The following is an 18,960-nucleotide window of genomic DNA, read 5'->3' on the forward strand; positions in this document are numbered from 1 at the left end:
ATAAGGGGCATCGGCGATGCCCCGGGGGAGGATTATTTCGCGGCGGCGCTGCGCCATTGTTTAATAAACTGCAGACGTTTTTGCGGCTGTAAATAATCCAGCAGCGTTTCGTTGACCGGGATCGGTTTTAACGCTTTGCCCAGCAGCGCGGTCATGCCGTCGATATCATTTTTGCCTTCAATATCGCGACGAATAGAGGGAATATCCGCCTGACTGGCGAGGATCTGCTGGCCTTTTTCCGACAGGACATAGTCCAGCCACAATTTTGCCGCATTGGGATGTTCGCTCTCCTGGCTAATAAACGAGACGCGGGAGAGCACCAGCACGTAATCTTTCGGATAGGCAATGCCTAAAGAGGGATCGTTTTTCGCCCGCGCTTCCGCATAGGAGCCAAGGATGTTATAGCCGATCAGGTTTTCGCCAGAGGAGACGCGCTCCATCATCGTGCCGGTGGAAGACTGCACCGTCAGGCCGCCTTTGGCGATATTCGCCAGGTCGGTAAAATAGTTCGCGTCGGCCTGGCTGTCCTGCACCGCCAGCATAAAGCCGAGGCCCGATTTTTCGATATCGTAGGTGGTGACTTTGCCTTTAAATTTATCGGCCTGGCTGGCGATCAATTTTGCCAGCGCGGTATGCGAATCCGGAACCTCATTCTGCGGGATCAGCCGTTTGTTATAGATAAATACCACCGGCTCGTAGGTGGTGCCATAGGCTTTCTGCTGCCACACCGCCCAGTCGGGCAATTGCTTCACCTCCGGCGAGGCATATTGTTCCGCGTATTCGGTGGCTAATTTCAGCGCCGTATCCATCGATGAGCTCCACACCACGTCCCCGCTGCCGCCCCCGGCGGCCTGCTCGCTGATATAGCGGTTATACAGCTCGGTGCTATTCATGTCGTTATATTCGACTTTGACGCCCGGATATTGCGCTTCGAATCCTTTAATTAACGGCCCGGCGGCTTTGGTATCGGTGGTGGAATAGATCACCACCTTGCCCTCTTTGACGGCGGCATCAACCGTTTTTTGATAATCCGCCGGATAGCCCGCAGGCACCTCCGCCCAGGCGGCACAGGCGAAAACGGCCGTCAGTGAAACCACTAAACCACTTATTTTCTTATACATGATACCAACCTTTAATCATCAATTAATAAACACAAATTTAACATATAGTGGTATCAGCTGCCCTTGCAACGCCGGGGCTGGCTTTTTTCTGGCTTTTGTGACAGTGGCAGAATTTAAAAATGTGGTGTTTATGACGTTAATTAAAACGCGATCGCGGACCGGTTTTTTATCGTCTGGCGTATAACGCAGACGCTGGCGCAGTGGCGTGACGCCCGGAGCCCCCGCCCTTGACCTTCTGCGCCGGGCGGCGCAGCATAAAACGGCAAACATAACAAAATAACAACAGACTACAGGAGAGAATCAGTGCCAACAGGACACCGCTTTCTGGCGACGGATCTGCATCAGTTTGTCGTCTCACTGTTTACCCATCTCGGCAGCCGCTCAGAAGAAGCGACGCTGGTCGCCGACCACCTGATCGCCGCCAACCTGGCCGGGCATGACTCCCATGGCGTCGGGATGATCCCAAGCTATGTGAAATCCCATGCCGGCGGTTTTCTGCAGCTCAACCGCCACGCCACGGTCACCAAAGATGCCGGCGCCGTGGTCACCCTCGACGGCAACGCCGGCTTCGGCCAGGTAGTCGCCCACGAAGCGATGCAGTTAGGTATCGAAAAGGCGAAGCAGCACGGCATGGCGGCTATCGCCCTGCGCAATGCGCATCACGTCGGGCGCATCGGCTACTGGGCCGAGCAGTGCGCCGCCGCCGGACTGATCTCCATTCACTTCGTCAGCGTAATCGGCGACCCGATGGTCGCTCCGTTCCGCGGAAAAGACAGTCGCTTCGGCACCAACCCCCTGTGCGTGGTGTTTCCGCGAGAGGGCCATCCGCCGCTGCTGCTGGACTACGCCACCAGCGCCATCGCCTTTGGAAAAACCCGCGTCGCCTGGCACAAAGGGGAAGCCGTGGCCCCCGGCTGCCTGATCGACGCCGAGGGGTTGCCCACCACCGACCCGGCGGTGATGCAAACCTCGCCGCTGGGCGCCCTGCTCACCTTCGCCCAGCACAAAGGCTATGCCCTGGCGACGCTGTGTGAAGTGCTCGGCGGCGCGCTCTCCGGGGGGCAAACCACCCATCAGGAAAGCCTGCAGACCAGCGTCGACGCCATCTTTAACTGCATGACCACCGTGATCCTGCGCCCGGACGCGTTCGATGCCCCGGACAGCCAGGCGCAGACGGAGGCCTTTATCGCATGGTGTAAACAGTCGCCGCACGATCCCGATGCCCCGGTGCTGGCCCCCGGCGAATGGGAAGCCGCCAACCGCGAAGCGCGCCTGGCCGAGGGGATCCCGCTGGATGCGGGCAGCTGGCAGGCAATCTGCGCCGCCGCACGCGACGTCGGCCTGAGCGAGTCGCATATCACCCGCTGCCGCCCTCTCGCGTAGCGGCGTTTTCCCCCGCAGAGCGTCTGACGTCGGCGCTCTGCGTCATCGTCATTAGTGACGAGGTCACGCTCCCGTCATCATCCATCTGAAGTTTTTCATTATAAATAAACACATTAAAATCTGGCACGAGACCTGCATAGCGCAGCGGGCCTGCGTCCGCATCACCACCAGGCGATACCGCGATCGTTGCCCGTCGGGCCCGGCGCGACAGCGATCCTCTGTTCACTGTTAACAGGTCTGTTACTGATGAAAAAAATCACGAGCGTGTGCCCCTACTGCGGGGCGGGTTGCAAACTTAAACTGGTTGTCGACAACAATAAAATCATTCGCGCGGAAGCCGCCGACGGCGTCACCAACCAGAACCAGCTGTGCCTGAAAGGCTATTACGGCTGGGATTTTCTGAACGACACGCAGCTCCTGACGCCCCGTCTTAAACAACCAATGATCCGCTACCAGAAAGGCGGCGCCTTTACGCCGGTCAGCTGGCAGGAGGCGATTCGCTATACCGCCAGCAAGCTCAGGGAGATCAAAGAGAAGCATGGCCCGCGCGCCATCATGACCACCGGCTCCTCGCGCGGCACCGGCAACGAAACCAACTATGTGATGCAAAAGTTCGCTCGCGCGGTGCTGAACACCAATAACGTCGACTGCTGCGCCCGCGTCTGCCACGGCCCTTCCGTCGCCGGGCTACAGCAGGCGCTGGGCAACGGGGCGATGAGCAACTCGATAAGCGACATCGAAAACTCGAAGTGCCTGCTGGTCTTTGGCTACAACTGCGCCGACTCCCATCCCATCGTCGCCCGCCGGGTGATCAAAGCCCGGGAAAACGGTGCCAAGATCATCGTCTGCGATCCGCGACGCATTGAAACCGCACGCATAGCCGACCGTCATCTGCAGCTCAACAACGGCAGCAATATGGCGCTGGTGAACGCCTTCGGCTATGTCCTGCTGGAGGAGGAGCTGTACAACAAAGCCTATGTCGAACGCTACACCGAAGGGCTGGACGCCTACCGCGAGGCGGTGAAGGATTACGCCCCGGAAGCGGTGGAAGCGATTGTCGGGGTCAGCGCGCAGGCGATCCGTGAGGCGATGCGCATCTTCGCCGCCGCCCCTTCCGCCACTATTATGTGGGGCATGGGCGTCACCCAGTTTGGCCAGGCGGTGGACGTGGTGCGCGGTCTGGCAAGCCTGGCGCTGCTCACCGGCAACCTGGGGCGGGCGAACGTCGGCGTGGGGCCGGTTCGTGGACAAAACAATGTGCAGGGCGCCTGCGATATGGGCGTGCTGCCGAACCTGTTCCCCGGCTATCAGGAGGTCACCGACCCCGCCGTGCGGGCCAAATTCGCCGCCGCCTGGGGGATCGACCCGGCGCAAATGGATGACCAGGTCGGCACCCGCATCACCGAAGTGCCGCATAAAGCGCTGACCGGCGAGATCAAAGCCTACTACATCATGGGCGAAGATCCGCTGCAGACCGAAGCCGACCTCGGCCTGGTGCGCAAAGGCATCGAGGCGCTGGACTTCGTGGTGGTGCAGGATATCTTCATGACCAAAACGGCGGAGATTGCCGATGTCCTGCTGCCGGCCACCTCCTGGGGCGAGCACGGTGGCGTCTTCACCTGCGCCGACCGCGGGTTTCAGCGGTTTGAACAGGCAATCCCTCCGGCGGGGAATGTGAAGCGCGACTGGGAGATCATCAGTCTGCTGGCCAGCGAAATGGGCTATCCGATGCACTATGAGAACAACCAGCAGATCTGGGACGAGATGCGCGAGCTCTGCCCGCTTTTCTACGGCGTGACCTGGCAGAAAATGGGCGATATGGGCCATGTTCAGTGGCCGTGCCCGACCCTCGACCACCCCGGCACGCCGTGGCTGTATAAAGACAACCGCTTCGACACCCCATCGGGTAAAGGGCAGCTGTTCGCCACCGCCTGGCGCGCTCCGGCGGAGCGTCCGGATGATGAATGGCCGCTGGTGCTCTGCACGGTGCGGGAGGTGGGGCACTACTCCTGCCGCTCGATGACCGGCAACTGCGCCGCGCTGCAGTCGCTGGCCGACGAGCCGGGACGGGTGCAGATGAATCCGGTGGATGCGCAACGGCTGGGGATCGCTGACAAACAGCTGGTGTGGGTTAGCTCCCGACGCGGGAAAGTCATCACCCGCGCCGACCTCAGCGATCGCATCAACCCGGGCGCGGTCTATATGACCTATCAGTGGTGGGTGGGCGCCTGCAATGAGCTGACCCAGGATAACCTCGATCCGATCTCCAAAACGCCGGAAACCAAATACTGTGCGGTGAAAGTGGAAGCGATAGCCGACCAGCAGTGGGCGGAGCGCTATGCCTGGACGGCCTACAGCGACATGAAGGCGCGACTGAAAGCCGCCGCCGACGTCTGACCTCAGGGAGCGCGCGCGCTCCCTGCTGCCGCTGCCGGTGGGTTACGCCGCCGGCAGCTGTTTCTCCACCAGCGCCACCCACATCGCCACCCCGTGGCTAATCAGCGCATCGTTAAAGTCATAGCTGGCGTTATGCAGCGGCTTCGACGGCGTTTCGCCATCGGTGCCGATCCAGAAATAGGCCCCCGGACAGGCCTCCAGCATGCAGGCAAAATCCTCAGAGGCCATCGACGGCGCCTGGTTCCAGCGCACCGCCTCCGCGCCAAGGGTGGCGACCGCCACCTCGCGCAGCAGCTGCGCCTGCGGCGCATGGTTTTTGGTCACCGGATACCCCGGAAACCAGCTAATCTCGCCCTGCACATCGGACACCTGCGGCTGGGTCGCCACATAGCTTTCGATAAGCTCCCGCACGCGGGCGCGAACGCGATTGCTCAGGCAGCGGAAGGTGCCGCGCAGCACCACGGTGTCCGGCAGGACGTTGATCGCCTCGCCGCCGTTTATCTGGGTGATGCTGACCACCGCCGAATCCTGTGGCGACAGGCGGCGGGAAGGAATGGTCTGCAGCGCCATAATCAGCTGCGCCGCGGCGACGATGGGATCGGCCCCGCTCTCCGGCATCGCCGCATGGCAGCTTTTGCCGCGCAGGGTGATCTCGAAGGCGTCGAGGGAGGCCATCATCGCGCCATCGCTGAGCGCCACTTCGCCAAGCGGGATCCCCGGCCAGTTATGTAGCGCGTAAATCGCATCCATCGGGAAGCGTTCGAATAATCCCTCCTCCACCATTTTGCGCGCGCCGCCGAGGTTCTCTTCCGCTGGCTGGAAAACAAAGTGGACGGTGCCGCTGAACTGACGGGTCTGCGCCAGATGGGCGGCGGCCGCCAGCAGCATCGCGGTGTGGCCATCGTGGCCGCAGGCGTGCATGACCCCGGCGCGGCGCGAACGGTAGCTGACGCTCCCCAGCTCGGTGATCGGCAGGGCGTCCATATCGGCGCGCAGGCCGATGACCGGCCCGGGGCCGTTTTCCAGCGTCGCCACGACGCCGGTGCCGGCCAGCCCGCGATGAACCTGCAGGCCAAACGAGGCCAGCAGCTCGGCGACGCGGCGCGAGGTCTCCTGCTCCTGATATCCGAGCTCAGGCGCGGCGTGAAACTCACGTCGCCAGCCTGTGGCTTCGGCGATCAGTGACGGCGATACGGCCATGTATTACTCCTTTCCTGCATAGCGTAATGCTGAATAATTTGGTCATGCGTTGCGTTTTTACCCGTCGCTCACCGGCGTCGGGTCGCTGCCGCTCCCTCCGTTATATCCTGTCGTTAACACGCTGACAACGTCACGAAATGCGGCGGCGGCGCGGCGTACAGGCCTGCCGTCGCCCGGCGGTCCTTTTTTGGTAGTGATTTCAACGGTGACAACGGCCAGGCGATTAATTATTATGCAGCTCAGGACGGCAATTTGCCGAAGGATCCACTACTGACATCTCCGTCATCGGAAATAAAATGTTTAACCCAGACCAGAATCGTCTTGCTCCCACGCTGGCGATGATCATGGCCGCGTCGCTCGTGGGATTTATCACCGGCTATACGGTGCCGTTAATCAGTCTTGAGCTGGCGCAGCAGCAGATCGCGCCGCTGTATGTCGGCCTGCTGGCCGCCCTGCCGCCCGCCGGCATGATGATCTCCTCTTTCCTCTCTCCTGCGCTGTGCCGGCGCGTTGAGATGGGCGTGCTGCTGAGCGGCAGTTTGATCCTGCTGGCGCTGGCGACCATCGCCTCATGCATGACCACCGATATGACGCTGCTTCTGCTGCCGCGCCTGCTGACCGGCCTGGCCTCCGGGGTCATTATCGTCCTCGGTGAAAGCTGGATCACCGGCGGCGCGGCAGGCAACCAGCGCGCCACCCTCACCGGTATCTACGCCTCGGCCTTTACCGGCTGCCAGCTGGCCGGGCCGCTGCTGATCTCCGTCGGCCCTGCCTGGCAGGCCTCGGCGCTGATGGCGATCGTCGCGGTCACCGCCGTCTGCCTGCTGATGCTGCGCCATCTGCCCACCGGCACCCGCGAAAGCCTTGGGGAGCGCGCCAGCTGGCGCAGCCTCGGCGCCTTCCTGCCGGTACTGGCCTCCGGGGTCTTCTGCTTCGCCTTCTTCGACGCCAGCATCCTCGCCCTGCTGCCACTGTACGGTATGGATAAAGGGCTTAATGAAGGAATGGCGGTGCTGCTGGTGACCGTGGTGCTTACCGGGGATGCGATGTTCCAGACCCCGCTCGGCTGGCTGGCCGACCGGGTCGGCATTCGCCGCGTGCATCTGGCCTGCGCGGTGGTCTTCAGCCTGTCGCTGCTGGCCCTGCCGCTGATGCTCGGTTCGCGCATTCAGCTGATGGCCATTTGCCTGCTGCTGGGCGCCGCGGCGGGGGCGCTTTATACCCTGTCGCTGGTACGGGCGGGGAAAACCTTCAGCGGACAGAAGCTGATTATGATTAACGCCCTGTTCGGCTTTTTCTGGTCCGCCGGCAGCGTCGCCGGGCCGGTAGTCAGCGGCATGCTGATCGGCATCACCGGCTACGATGGCCTGATCGCCACCCTGGTGGCCAGCGGCGTGCTGTTCCTGCTGATCCAGTGTCTGTGCAAAAACGAGAAAACCCTGCTCGCCAGCGAGCAGGAAGACGACATGGACGAAGCGACGGAGTCCGCGCAGTAGTCCTGACGGGCTGGCCTGGCGCCAGCCCTTTTTTTATGGCCCTTACCTGAGGGAATCCTGTTCTTGCTGGCTCACTGCTATAACCATTGCCGGCCCCCTGCCGAGAGGAAATTCCATGGAAAGCATGACGTTACATCGTGGCAGATTGATCGATCATATCCTGCTGGTTGTCGAAGACTTTGAGGCAAGCAAAGACTTCTATACTGCCGTACTGTCGGCGCTGGAGATCCCGGTTATTACCACCGCTAATGACTACTTGCTGGCCGACGAACTGGTGGTGGCCTCACGCCACAGCCCGGAGGCTGCCGGGAAACTGACAGGACGCCACCACCTGGCGTTCCAGGCCAGAGATCGTGACAGGGTGGACGCTTTTTACCATGCGGCGCTGACCCATGGCGGCCGCGATAACGGCGCGCCTGGCGAACGACACTATCATCCTGGTTACTATGCCGCTTTTGTGCTGGATCCGCAGGGGAATAATATTGAGGCGGTCTACCATGGCGAGGCTGAGCGCAGCGCCGGGTCTGTTGCGATCAGCTTCACGCAGTAAGCGGGCGAAAGTCACATTTTCTTACCTACGCGATTCCCATAATAAATGTGGGTGTTATCATTTCCTTAATGAATAATTCATACCCATAGCTGAGGCGTCGATGCTGGAAAACCTAATCATCTGATAATCAGACTTCCGACCATGACTGGCCGGACTGATTATCACTGCGCTGAAATCGAATGCGGACACTGGCGAATGTTCGCCTATTTTGCCCATGATGATACAGGTTTCCCGGTATGAATGTTTTCCCTCAGGAGCAAGCGACTTTATTCATTCTCGTCCCCTGCGGACAAACGCTCCACATCCACGCGATGGCAGCGAGCCCCCTCCCTCGCATAAGAAACGTCACCCCCAGCCAGTTCACCCGGTGCGTTATCCCTCTGCCATGCTCGATCACTCCCTCTGCATGCCGTTGCGTTGCCGTACCCAATGACCGTCGCCAGGCGAATTTTATCTTTCGGTTTGTCATTCCCCGGCCAGCCTGTGACGACAGCCGCAAGGGATCCACATCAACCAGGCCCCGATACCAGGGAAACCGTCACCGACCAGGGAGTCTTCGCGTATGAAATTAGCGTTGGAACCGCATATCCGTTTTAGCAGAATCTTGTTGTTTCCGCTGGCGATGGTTATCTATGATTTTTCTGCTTATCTGACTACCGATCTCATTCAACCTGGTATTATCCACATCATCCGGGAATTTGAGGCTGATGTTGCGTTAGCCCCGGCTTCTGTCAGTCTCTATTTAGCCGGGGGGCTGGCATTACAGTGGCTGCTGGGGCCGCTCTCCGACCGCATCGGTCGCCGCCCCGTACTACTGACCGGAGCCATCATCTTTGCTTTGGCCTGCTTCAGCATGATCTTTGTCACTTCGATTGATCAATATCTTATCGCCCGCTTTATCCAGGGAACCAGTATCTGCTTCATTTCGACAGTCGGCTATGTCTCCATCCAGGAGGCTTTTGATGAAAAAGAGTCTATCCGCATTATGGCGGCGCTGACATCCATCGTTTTGCTGGCGCCGGTAATCGGGCCCCTGGCGGGCGCTGGCCTGATGAATTTCCTGCACTGGAAGTTATTGTTTGCGATCATCGGCGCAATGAGCTTACTGGCCTGGGCGTTACTGATTTTTAACATGCCAGAGACGGTCACCCCTCAGGGCCGGGGGTTTCGTCCGGAAGAGGTATTTTCCGATTTTGTCCGCGCCTTTAAACAGCCGGTAGTGCTGATTGGCGCGCTGGCGTTGTCATTCAGTAACCTGCCGATAATCACCTGGGTAGCACTCTCTCCGGTGATCCTGATCGATGACGGCGGGATGTCGCGCGGCGCCTATGCCTGGACCCAGGTGCCTGTCTTTAGCGGCGTTATTATTGCCAGTATCATCGTGGCCCGTTTTATCAAGGATCCGACTTCTCCCCGCTTTATCTGGCGCACTATCCCGATACAGCTGACCGGGTTGTTGGTATTACTGGTGGGAAATATTGCGTGGCCCCATACCTGGTGGTGGTCCGTTTCAGGGACAAGTCTCTATGCCCTCGGAACAGGCCTGTTGTTCCCCGTATTATTCCGTTTTGCGCTTTTTTCCCACTCCCTGCCGAAAGGGACGGTTTCAGCCACCATCAACATTGTGGCGCTCAGTTTTATGGCAGCCTCGGTGGAAGTAGCGCGCTGGGTTTACTTCCATGCTGGCGGCAGAATACCTTTTCACTGCCTGGCGCTGATAGCGGGAATCGTCGTCATCATGCTGGTCTCGCGCTTGTTAAAACTCCGTCAACAACATCTCCTTCAGCCAGCCTGAAGGTTTACACCTTTTTGCCCACAACAGGAGGACACTATGTTTTCATACATCATGTTGGGAACCAATGACCTGCCACGCGCCATCAAGTTCTATGACCCGTTAATGGCGCTGCTGGGACACGTCAAAGCCGGTCGTAACGAACAGGGGGCGTCCTGGGGCACCTTCAACGGCAACCACACCTGTGGGCTGTGCGTGGGCGTTCCTTTTGACCAGCAGCCTGCCGGGGTGGGCAATGGAACGATGGTGGCGCTTAACGCCCGCTCCGTCGAACATATTGCGGAACTGCATGCCCTCGCCCTGCAACTCGGCGGACGTGACGAAGGCGCTCCCGGTCACCGCCCACAATATGGCAACGGCTTTCACAGCGCCTACGTCCGCGATCCCGACGGCAATAAACTGGCGTTTGTTTATTATGCGTCTGCAGTTTGAATGGCTGCAGCGGAAGTGCCTTTTTCAGGCAGTAATGCGTCATTCAGGACGGCCGACTTCGCCGTCCTGATTTCATTGAGAATCACGAAAAACCGCGGTTAAAGCGCTACGACTTCTCTCCCCGACGAGTTATCTACCGCGAAGTGATAACGTAATCCGGCGTCGCGCATACAGCGTTTCCGCCGCCAGCTGAAAATGATATTCCATCGCCTTCAGCTTTTTCGTCTTGAGCTGTTTTAGTGGAATACCCTCGATATGCCCTGTCGCGACCAACCACCGGATTTCAGCCGTACTCAGCTTGAGCTGTTTTTTCAGTATTGATAGCAGGCTGATGCGAAATGGCTGACTGACTCTGACGCGCACCGTTATCCGCGGGCACGCCATCAGCGTCACCGACCATTGCTCATGAATACGAAAATCGCGATGCCCCGACGGCTCGGCGCCGTTGCGCTTCAGGGTCGCGAGGTCAGCGGCGTAATAGTGGACCATAGCTGCATCGTTCTGCATCAAGCGCTGAAGCAGTTTACGGTTTATCTTGCTGACATGCAGCCTGGAAAACAGGGCGATATTCCACGTGTAATCGCAGTGCGTACATTTATAGATGCTCCAGATATCCAGCAGCTTCTTTTGCGAATTCACCCGGATGGCGCCGGAAGGTGCGAAGTCGCGTTTTACATTGCAGGCGGGGCAGCGTTTGGCAATGTGCTGATACCCCACGGGCGTGACCGTCCATGTAACTGTCATAACGTACCTTTTTTAACCCATACGAAACCGAGTCCGTCATTAACGGACCATGATTTTTGGCGTATGAAAAATAGTTAGTCGCTATTTTTCAGCGGGTTAAAAAAAGATTTCCAACGTTATATTCCTGAAGAAGCCCAAAGCGATACCCGGAGATTAACAAAGGGGTTATCGCGGGATATATGAGTTCAGTCAATGTTTATACTGATGATGAAAAACATCATCAATATATTTGACAACACTCAGCGGGCTGGCCTGGCGCCAGCCCGCTCGGTTTACAGCACCTTGCTGAGGAACGCGGCGGTGCGTGGGTTGCTCGGCGCGCTAAAGATCTGCCCCGGCTTGCCCTCTTCCTGAATCACGCCCTGGTCGATGAAGATCACCCGGTCGGCCACTTCGCGGGCAAAGCCCATTTCGTGTGTCACGATCACCATGGTCATCCCCTCGCTGGCGAGGTTTTTCATTACCTCCAGCACGTCGCCCACCAGCTCTGGATCCAGCGCCGAAGTGGGCTCATCAAACAGCATAATCGACGGCTTCATCGCCAGCGCGCGGGCGATGGCTACCCGCTGCTGCTGGCCGCCGGACAGGCTCGAGGGCCAGGCGTCGCGCTTATCGCTTAAGCCCACCTTCGCCAGCAAGGCTTCCGCCAGGTCGACCGCCTGCTGGCGCGGCATATTGCGCAGATTCATCGGCGCCATAATCAGGTTTTCCAGCACCGTCATATGCGGGAACAGGTTAAAGCGCTGGAACACCATGCCAACGCTTTCGCGCATCTTGTTGAGGTCGGTAGTGCGGTCGTGAGCGGCAAAGCCGTTGACCACCACCTCGCCTTCGCTGACTGTCTCCAGGGCGTTCATACAGCGCAGGAAGGTACTTTTCCCCGAGCCGGACGGGCCGATGATGCACACCACTTCCTGCGGTTTAATATCGCAGCTGATGCCGCGCAGCACGTGGCTGTCGCCGAAGCGCTTATGTAAGTTATTAATGTGAATCACTTTTGCCAAACCTCTTTTCCAGACGGTTAACCAGCTGCGCCAGCAGGAAGGTGATCACCCAGTAGACCAGGGAGATGGTCAGGTAGGGTTCCCAGTAGGTGGCGTAGGCGCCGGAGACGGTGCGCGCGGCGTAGGCCAGATCGGCCAGGCCAATCGCCGAGGCCAGCGACGAGTCCTTAACAATGGCGATGGCGTTGTTGCCCAGCGGTGGCAGAATGCGGCGAAACGCCTGCGGCAGGATCACCTTGCGCATGGTTTTCCACCACGGCATGCCCAGCGCGCGGGAGGCCTCCATCTGCCCTTTGTCGATCGACTGGATGCCGGCGCGGAAAATCTCCGACACATAGGCCCCGGCGTTAAGGGTGATCGCCACGATGCAGGAGAGGAACGCCCCGTAGCTGGCGCGCAGCTCGCGGGCAAAGTCGGCGCTCATCAGGCCGCTGGTCACCAGCAGGCCGTCGCGCGGGTTGATAAATAGCGGCACCAGCGCAAAGTGCACCACCATGATCTGCACGAACAGCGGCGTACCGCGGAAGGCGCTAACGTAAAAGCGCACCGGAAACTGCACCAGGTAGCGGAGAATATATTTCCACGGCCCGTGCTCGGCCTTCGCCATCCGTCCGAGACCGAGGGTTAACCCCCACAGCGTCCCGAGGATCACGCAGATAATGGTACATTTAATCGTCATCAGGGCGCCGTCCACAAACAGCGGGCCGTACTCCTCGATGATCTCCCAACGGAATCCCGTCATAGTCCTTCCCTAAAAAATACGGCTATCGCCTGGGCGATAGCCGTGGTCACTGAAAAAGGTGGCTTATTGCGCTGGCAGCGTCGGCACGTTGTCGTCGAACCAGGTTTTATAGATTTTGGCGTAAGTCCCGTCGGCAACGATCTTCTGTAGACCGGCGTTGATTTTGCCCAGTAGTTCGCTGTTGCCTTTCGCTACCGCGATACCGAAATACTGACGTTCGAATTTGGCATCCGGCACCAGCTTGAACTGCTTCTCCGGGTGCTGTTTGATGTAGTACTTCACCACCCCGACGTCACCCACCGCGGCGCTGACGCCGTCCTCGAACAGTTCCTGGAGCATCAGCGGGGTATTGTCGAAGCGCTTGATCGCCGTACTGTTCTTGCCCAGCACCTCAGAAACCACGATATCGCCGGTGCTGGAGTTCACCACCCCGACCTTCTCGTTTTTCAGGGCCGCCAGCGAATCCACCTTCGAGTCCTGGGCGACGACGATAGACTGCTCAGCCGGGAAGTACGGCGCGGAGAAATCGACCATCTGTTTGCGTTTATCGGTGATGGTGATCCCGGAGATGATGATGTCGCGGTCGCCGGTGCTCAGCGTGGCGAAGATGCCTTCCCATGGGGTATTGACCAGCTTGACGTCAAAGCCTTCGGCTTTGGCGATGGCTTTAATGATGTCGATGTCGAAACCTTCCAGCTGTTTCTGGCTGTTTTCAAATTCAAACGGCCGGTAGGTGCCGCCGGAGCCGACGGTATAGGTTTCCGCAGCCGCCTGTCCGGCTGCCGTCAGCGCGGCCATCATGAAACACGCTTTGAGCAAATTCTTGACCATGAGATTTCCTTTTTATGCATTTATTTTGCATAAAAATACACACACTGACTTTTATATGCAACCGGAAACCTTCCCGCTGGTGAATTATCTTATCAACTGCCGCGTTTACCCCCGGATTTACCAATGGCCCGGTGCAGGTCGTTGATTCGCTTCAGGGATTTCACCGTTTTTTGTGGCGTGGTGGAGGCCACCGACAGAACAATCATCTCCAGACAGACCAGCACCGTGCCGTGCAGCGGCATCCGGCTACTGTCCCCGCCGCGCGGGACGTCAATCACCACCTGCGCCTCCTGGCTGAAACGCGAGTCCACCGCCTGGGTCAGCAGGATGGTCGGAATACCCAAGCGCTTCGCCTCGCGCAGGGTGGTCATCCCCTCACGATGGGGCGATTTTTGCCCCATCATGATCAGCACATCGCCGCGCTGCAGGCCGATGAGCTGCTCGGCGAGGCTGAAACCCGTGCGGTTCATCACATACGCCGGCAGGCCAATGCGGCTGAACAGCCGGGCGGTGTACTCGGCGAGGATCCCCGAGGCGCCGATACCGAAGATCCCCACCTGGCGTGCGTCGCTGAGCAATGCCACCGCCTGAGCCACCGCCGCGCGGTTGTCGGCCCGCGACAGGACCTCGCAAACCCGTTGATGGCCTTCCAGCACAAAATCAATACTGGAATTGACGTCGCTGGAGAGCGCGGTGACCGTGGAGCGCATCTTTTCCGCCGAGGTGACCGAGGTGCCGAACCAGCGCTCCATGGTCTGCTTAAGCTCGCGCAGCCCGGCGAAGCCCAGCGCCTGGATGGCGCGGACCACCGTGGCGTCGGAGGTCTGGGTCGCAGCGGCGATCTCCATCGCCGTCTGCTCCAGCACCACCTCGCGGTTGTCGTTGATATAGCTGACCACGGCCCGTAGCCGGGGGGAAAGCTGGTGCGCCCGGGCGCGATAGCGTTCGCCGAACAGGTCGACTTTGCCCTTCTCTTTTTTTATCGCGCTTTTCATTTGGCCTCCGCCGGGAGCGGCCTGCCGGCAATATGCGACTGCACCTGGGCCACCATCAGGGAGAGCGCGGCGTAGGAGTTGGAGATCACCTCCTCCCGCGGCAGTAAAATATAGTGCCCGGTGCGGCAGGCGCGCATAAAGTCGCACCAGCCGGGCATCACCGCTTCCATCGCCTGCAGCTCATCCTGTGGCTTGCCGCCGGTATCCGACCGCCAGGTGGCGAAGACAAAATCGGCGTCCAGCTCCGGCAGCTGTTCCGCGCTGACGTCAATACGCTGGCCGTCGGGTATCCGCTCAATCAGCGGCGGAAAGCGGAACCCGGCGTCGCGCAGCACCCGGCCCAGGGCATGATACGAATGATGCACCGTGACCTTGCCATTGTTCGCCTGGATCACCGAGACGGTGTACTGAGAAGGGTTGACCATCGCTTTCAGCTGCTTGATTTGTTCCTGATAGCGACGCTCAAGGATCGCCAGCCGCGGCTGGGTGCTGGTCAGCTGGGCCAGCTTGCGGTAAATCTCCGGGGCGCTGCCCTGTAGATGGTCGATACTCACCGTCGGGGCAATCTTCTCCAGCTGCTCCACCGACACGTGGCGGCTGGGCTCGGTGATGATCAGATCCGGCCTGACGGCAGCCACCGCTTCCAGATCGATATCGGCGGTGCCAATAAAGCGGATATCGCTGTTATCGAAATCGACACCGGTGAGCTGGGCGCTGGAGCGCAGATAGTGGCTGCCGTCCGGGCGCGTGCGGCCGTGGCTGGCGATCGGTGGTACCCCGAGCTCAATCAGCGGAATAGTAATATCGAGATCGTGCATCGAAACAATGCGCTGCGGATGCAGCGGGACGGCGACCGTGCGGCCTAAATCATCGGTAAAAGTTTGAGTATGTGGGTCGGCGGCGCTGACGGCCCCCGTCAGCAACAGCAGCAATGAGACGAACCAACGCATAATACCTTCCTGATTAAAGGGCATCACGGCGACGCCAGAGCAAGACAACAAAGAACGGGCAGCCCACCAGGGCAATCACAATCCCCGCCGGGATCTGCAGCGGCGCAAACGCCAACCGGCCAAGGGTATCGGTCGCCAGCACCAGCAAGGCGCCAATCAGGGCGCTGCCGCTCAGCAGCGAGACCTGGCCACCGCGCAGCACGAAACGCGCCATATGCGGCGCCATCAGGCCCACAAAGCCCAGGCTGCCGACGCAGGAGACGCTGGCCGAGGTCAGCAGCACCGGGGCGAAAAAGCGCAGCAGAGTCAACTGCTGCAGACGCACCCCAAGGCCAATGGCGGTTCGGTCGCCCAGCAGCGCCGCGTCCGCCGCCCGGGCGGTACAGAACAGGATGATGGCCCCGGGCAGCGCCCAGCAAAAGGCCACCGCCAGCAGCGGCCAGGAGGCGGCTTGCAGGCTACCCGCCAGCCAGATCATCGCTGTCTGTACGTCGCGTACGTCGGCGGTGGTCATAAAGATGCCGACAGCAGCCGCCAGGGTCCAGGAGACGCCGATGCCAATTAAAATAAAGCGCGGCCGCGAGCAGTCGCGGGCCAGCGTCAGGACCAGCAGGGCCACCGCCACGCCACCGACCATCCCCGCCAGCGGCCGCCAGACCAGGCCTACCGCCGGGAAAAACAGCACCAGCGCCAGGACCACGATGCTGGCCCCCTCTTTAACGCCGATCAGCCCCGGGTCGGCCAGCCCGTTGCGGGTGATACTCTGCATCGCCGCGCCGGCCAGCCCCAGCATGGCCCCGCACAGCAGCGCCATCAGGATCCGCGGCAGGCGGATATCAAACAGAATAAAGCGCGGCTGCTCGCCCATCTCCTGTGGCGCCAGCAGGGCCTGCGCCAGCGTCGATGCGGGCAGCGGATAGCTGCCGCGGCTGAGGCTGTACAGCCCGAGCGCCAGCAGCATCAGCAGCATAAAGGCGGCAATTTTCAGCGCCGCCGGGCGCAGCAGCAGCTGGCGGGAAGCGAAAAGCAGCGGCCGAAAACCGGCCCGGTGAACGGCGCGCGTCATTTAAAAAACCTCGCGGCGATAAAGATAAACAGCGGTGCGCCCACCAGGGCGGTCATCGCCCCGGTGGCCAGCTCCTGCGGCGCGACCAGCGTCCGGGCGGCGATATCTGCCAGGAGCAGCACCAGCGCCCCCACCGGCGCCGCCAGGGGCAGCGCCAGGCGGATATCTTCCGTCACCAGACGGCGCACCACGTGCGGCACCACCAGCCCGACGAAGCCGATCGGTCCGGCCACCGCCACCGCCGCGCCGCAGAGCAGCGCAATCGCCAGCAGGCCCAGCAGCCGCGTCTGGACGAGGTTCACGCCGAGGCCCAGCGCCACCTTATCCCCCAGCGCCAGCACGTTGAGGCGCGGGGCAAGGAACAGCGCGACGCCAAGGCCGATCAGCGCCGGGACCAGCGCCGTCCGCAGCGTGCTCCAGTTCAGCCCGGCCAGATCGCCCGCCAGCCAGGTGCGCATCGCCAGCAGCGTTTGTTCATCGAGAATTAATATCGCCGCCGTCACCGCCGACGCAAACGCCGACAGCGCTACCCCGCACAGCGTGATGCGCAGCGGCGTCGCTCCGCCGCGACCGGCAGAGGCCAGCGCCATCACCCCGCCGAACAGCAGCGCCGCGCCGCAGGCGGCGGTCAGCGGCCGCGCGGCGGGGAAAGCGCCGAGAGAGAGCCCCAGCGCGGAGGTCGCCACCACTGCCAGTGACGCGCCGGCGTTAAGGCCGAGGATATGCGGCTCGCCCAGCGGGTTGCGGATCACCGTCTGCAGCAGCAGCCCGGCGACGCCGAGCGCCGCGCCGGTCAGCAGCGCCGCCGCCAGCCGCACCAGGCGCAGTTCGACGATAATCCGCTGCTCGAAATTGCGAGGATTGTACTCCAGCAGCGCCTGCAGCACCGTCTGCGGGGCGATCCAGCGGGCGCCCAGGCCAAGATGCACCAGCGAACCGGCGATAAGCAGCAGCGTAAGCAGGAGCAGCGCCCGCCGGGGACGGGCGCGCCGCCGCGCGGAATGCTGGATAGTCACGCTCATTGCGCCGCCGCCTGGCGGGCGCGAAACGGCATAAAGAAGGGTTTGCCGGTTTGCGGGTTAATCGACATCTGCACGTCAACGTCAAACACGCGTTTAATCAGCTCAGGGCTACAGACTTCGTTGTCGCTAATCGTACCGGCGATGCGCCCCTGTTTGAGAAACACCAGCAGATCGGCGTAGTTCACGGCAAAGTTGAGGTCATGGAGCACCGTCACCACCGTGCGGCCATGTTCGCGGGTCAGGGTCTGGAGCAGCTCGAGGATATCGACCTGATAGCGCAGATCGAGCCAGGTGGTCGGCTCATCGAGCAGAATGGTGGCCGTTTGCTGGGCCAGCGCCATGGCGATCCAGCAGCGCTGACGCTGGCCGCCGGAGAGGCTGTCCACCGGCAGATGAGCGAACTCGCGGGTGCCCGTTAAGCGCAGCGCCTCCTCCACCGCCAGCTCATCGGCGTCTGACCACTGGCGCATCAGACCCTGCCACGGATAGCGCCCACGCGAGACCAGCTCGAAAACCGTTAACCCTTCCGGGGTCAGCGGCGATTGCGGCAGGATCCCGAGCTGGCGCGAGACGGCCTTCGTCGGCATCTGATGAATGGCTTGCCCGTCCAGACGCACGCAGCCGCCGAGCGGCTTCAGCATCCTGGCGATAGTCGACAACAGCGTTGATTTGCCGGAGCCGTTCGCCCCTGCCAGCACCGTCATTTTGCCGCTGGGGATGGTCAGGTTGATGTCGTCAACGATCAGGGTCTGGCCGTAGCCGGCTGACAGGGCATCCAGTACGATCCCCTGCTCTGCAGGTGTCACCCGCTGTGGCATAACTCGCTCCTGCGCCGCAGCGTTCCAGGCGATGGCTGGACATTCTGCAGTCAAATCAAAATAAATCTCATTCTCTTTTGATCATGACGGGGATGAATGTAGTAGTCAATAGTCGCCATCGTCTTCCTGCGGGGACGCTGACTACAGCGAGGCTGCGCCAACGCAACATAATTTAAATAAAATAATATCAAAGAGATAACTACATAAAGCTCCCTACTGAAGGCGTTTAAAACGTCCTGTTCCTCGCCGCTGAAATTTTATCTTGCATAACGTTTACTACTACATTCCTTCATGGTTGAATGATTCTCAATTACACATATAAAGGCGCGTTCAGACGCTAAACCACGTGTTTTTATTATTCAGGGCAATGATTTTATTGGCTTTATCTGACCGCAAAGGCAGATTCGTTCACGAGAA

The 18,960-nt window shown here is 60.3% G+C and carries 16 protein-coding genes and 1 pseudogene; 6 read left to right on the forward strand and 11 right to left on the reverse strand.

Features of this window, described 5'->3' with window-relative positions:
* Window positions 1-32 precede the first annotated feature (32 nt).
* Window positions 33-1,121 (reverse strand): ABC transporter substrate-binding protein, encoded by a 1,089-nt coding sequence (locus GQR96_RS14010; protein ID WP_004203017.1) that lies wholly within the window; start codon window positions 1,119-1,121, stop codon window positions 33-35.
* A 303-nt stretch (window positions 1,122-1,424) separates the two neighbouring features.
* Between GQR96_RS14010 and GQR96_RS14015 the strand changes: the two genes are divergently transcribed.
* Complete coding sequence (locus tag GQR96_RS14015; protein WP_004203019.1) at window positions 1,425-2,504, forward strand: malate/lactate/ureidoglycolate dehydrogenase; 1,080 nt, start codon at window positions 1,425-1,427, stop codon at window positions 2,502-2,504.
* Between the two features lie 246 nt (window positions 2,505-2,750).
* The gene (fdhF, locus tag GQR96_RS14020; RefSeq protein WP_065904628.1) at window positions 2,751-4,901 is read left to right on the forward strand and encodes a formate dehydrogenase subunit alpha; all 2,151 of its coding nucleotides are present in this window, start codon (window positions 2,751-2,753) and stop codon (window positions 4,899-4,901) included.
* 42 nt (window positions 4,902-4,943) lie between these two features.
* Here the strand turns inward: fdhF and GQR96_RS14025 are convergent, their stop codons facing one another.
* Window positions 4,944-6,101, reverse strand: coding sequence for a M20 aminoacylase family protein (locus GQR96_RS14025; RefSeq protein ID WP_004203021.1), 1,158 nt, complete (start codon window positions 6,099-6,101; stop codon window positions 4,944-4,946).
* A gap of 296 nt (window positions 6,102-6,397) precedes the next feature.
* On the opposite strand from GQR96_RS14025, the gene GQR96_RS14030 reads away from it, so the two are divergent.
* The 4 genes from GQR96_RS14030 to GQR96_RS14045 all read left to right on the forward strand — a co-directional run bounded on the left by GQR96_RS14030 (window position 6,398) and on the right by GQR96_RS14045 (window position 10,371).
* The gene (locus GQR96_RS14030) at window positions 6,398-7,597 is read left to right on the forward strand and encodes an MFS transporter (RefSeq protein WP_004203023.1); all 1,200 of its coding nucleotides are present in this window, start codon (window positions 6,398-6,400) and stop codon (window positions 7,595-7,597) included.
* 115 nt (window positions 7,598-7,712) lie between these two features.
* Window positions 7,713-8,147: a VOC family protein gene (locus tag GQR96_RS14035; protein WP_017899595.1), complete on the forward strand. Its 435-nt coding sequence runs from the start codon at window positions 7,713-7,715 to the stop codon at window positions 8,145-8,147.
* Window positions 8,148-8,709: 562 nt separating this feature from the next.
* On the forward strand, window positions 8,710-9,942 hold the full coding sequence (locus GQR96_RS14040; protein ID WP_065904627.1) for a multidrug efflux MFS transporter MdtM: 1,233 nt from the start codon (window positions 8,710-8,712) through the stop codon (window positions 9,940-9,942).
* 36 nt (window positions 9,943-9,978) lie between these two features.
* Window positions 9,979-10,371 (forward strand): VOC family protein, encoded by a 393-nt coding sequence (locus GQR96_RS14045; protein ID WP_048295016.1) that lies wholly within the window; start codon window positions 9,979-9,981, stop codon window positions 10,369-10,371.
* A 129-nt stretch (window positions 10,372-10,500) separates the two neighbouring features.
* Here GQR96_RS14045 and GQR96_RS14050 read toward each other — a convergent pair whose 3' ends face one another.
* From GQR96_RS14050 to GQR96_RS14090, 9 genes and pseudogenes are all read right to left on the reverse strand, one after another.
* Window positions 10,501-11,088: a DUF1062 domain-containing protein gene (locus GQR96_RS14050; RefSeq protein WP_074384561.1), complete on the reverse strand. Its 588-nt coding sequence runs from the start codon at window positions 11,086-11,088 to the stop codon at window positions 10,501-10,503.
* Between the two features lie 299 nt (window positions 11,089-11,387).
* Window positions 11,388-12,110 carry an amino acid ABC transporter ATP-binding protein gene (locus tag GQR96_RS14055; RefSeq protein ID WP_002908374.1) on the reverse strand — a complete coding sequence of 241 codons (723 nt, stop codon included), beginning with the start codon at window positions 12,108-12,110 and terminating at the stop codon, window positions 11,388-11,390.
* Window positions 12,097-12,861: an amino acid ABC transporter permease gene (locus tag GQR96_RS14060; RefSeq protein ID WP_004151161.1), complete on the reverse strand. Its 765-nt coding sequence runs from the start codon at window positions 12,859-12,861 to the stop codon at window positions 12,097-12,099. The genes GQR96_RS14055 and GQR96_RS14060 overlap by 14 nt, the downstream gene beginning before the upstream one ends.
* A gap of 63 nt (window positions 12,862-12,924) precedes the next feature.
* Complete coding sequence (locus tag GQR96_RS14065; protein ID WP_069734131.1) at window positions 12,925-13,692, reverse strand: basic amino acid ABC transporter substrate-binding protein; 768 nt, start codon at window positions 13,690-13,692, stop codon at window positions 12,925-12,927.
* Between the two features lie 92 nt (window positions 13,693-13,784).
* Window positions 13,785-14,718: pseudogene (locus GQR96_RS14070) on the reverse strand (MurR/RpiR family transcriptional regulator).
* Window positions 14,684-15,661, reverse strand: a complete 978-nt coding sequence (locus GQR96_RS14075; protein ID WP_074384490.1) for an ABC transporter substrate-binding protein — start codon at window positions 15,659-15,661, stop codon at window positions 14,684-14,686. Before GQR96_RS14075 ends, GQR96_RS14070 begins: the two are co-directional and overlap by 35 nt.
* The gene (locus tag GQR96_RS14080; RefSeq protein WP_048295019.1) at window positions 15,651-16,703 is read right to left on the reverse strand and encodes a FecCD family ABC transporter permease; all 1,053 of its coding nucleotides are present in this window, start codon (window positions 16,701-16,703) and stop codon (window positions 15,651-15,653) included. The genes GQR96_RS14075 and GQR96_RS14080 overlap by 11 nt, the downstream gene beginning before the upstream one ends.
* Window positions 16,700-17,725, reverse strand: coding sequence for a FecCD family ABC transporter permease (locus GQR96_RS14085; RefSeq protein WP_069734129.1), 1,026 nt, complete (start codon window positions 17,723-17,725; stop codon window positions 16,700-16,702). The genes GQR96_RS14080 and GQR96_RS14085 overlap by 4 nt, the downstream gene beginning before the upstream one ends.
* Window positions 17,722-18,543 (reverse strand): ABC transporter ATP-binding protein, encoded by an 822-nt coding sequence (locus GQR96_RS14090; RefSeq protein ID WP_004203036.1) that lies wholly within the window; start codon window positions 18,541-18,543, stop codon window positions 17,722-17,724. The genes GQR96_RS14085 and GQR96_RS14090 overlap by 4 nt, the downstream gene beginning before the upstream one ends.
* Between the last annotated feature and the right edge of the window lie 417 nt (window positions 18,544-18,960).

Origin of the sequence: Klebsiella sp. PCX (genome assembly GCF_021869705.1) — a bacterium.
Taxonomy (GTDB): Bacteria; Pseudomonadota; Gammaproteobacteria; order Enterobacterales; family Enterobacteriaceae; genus Klebsiella; species Klebsiella quasipneumoniae.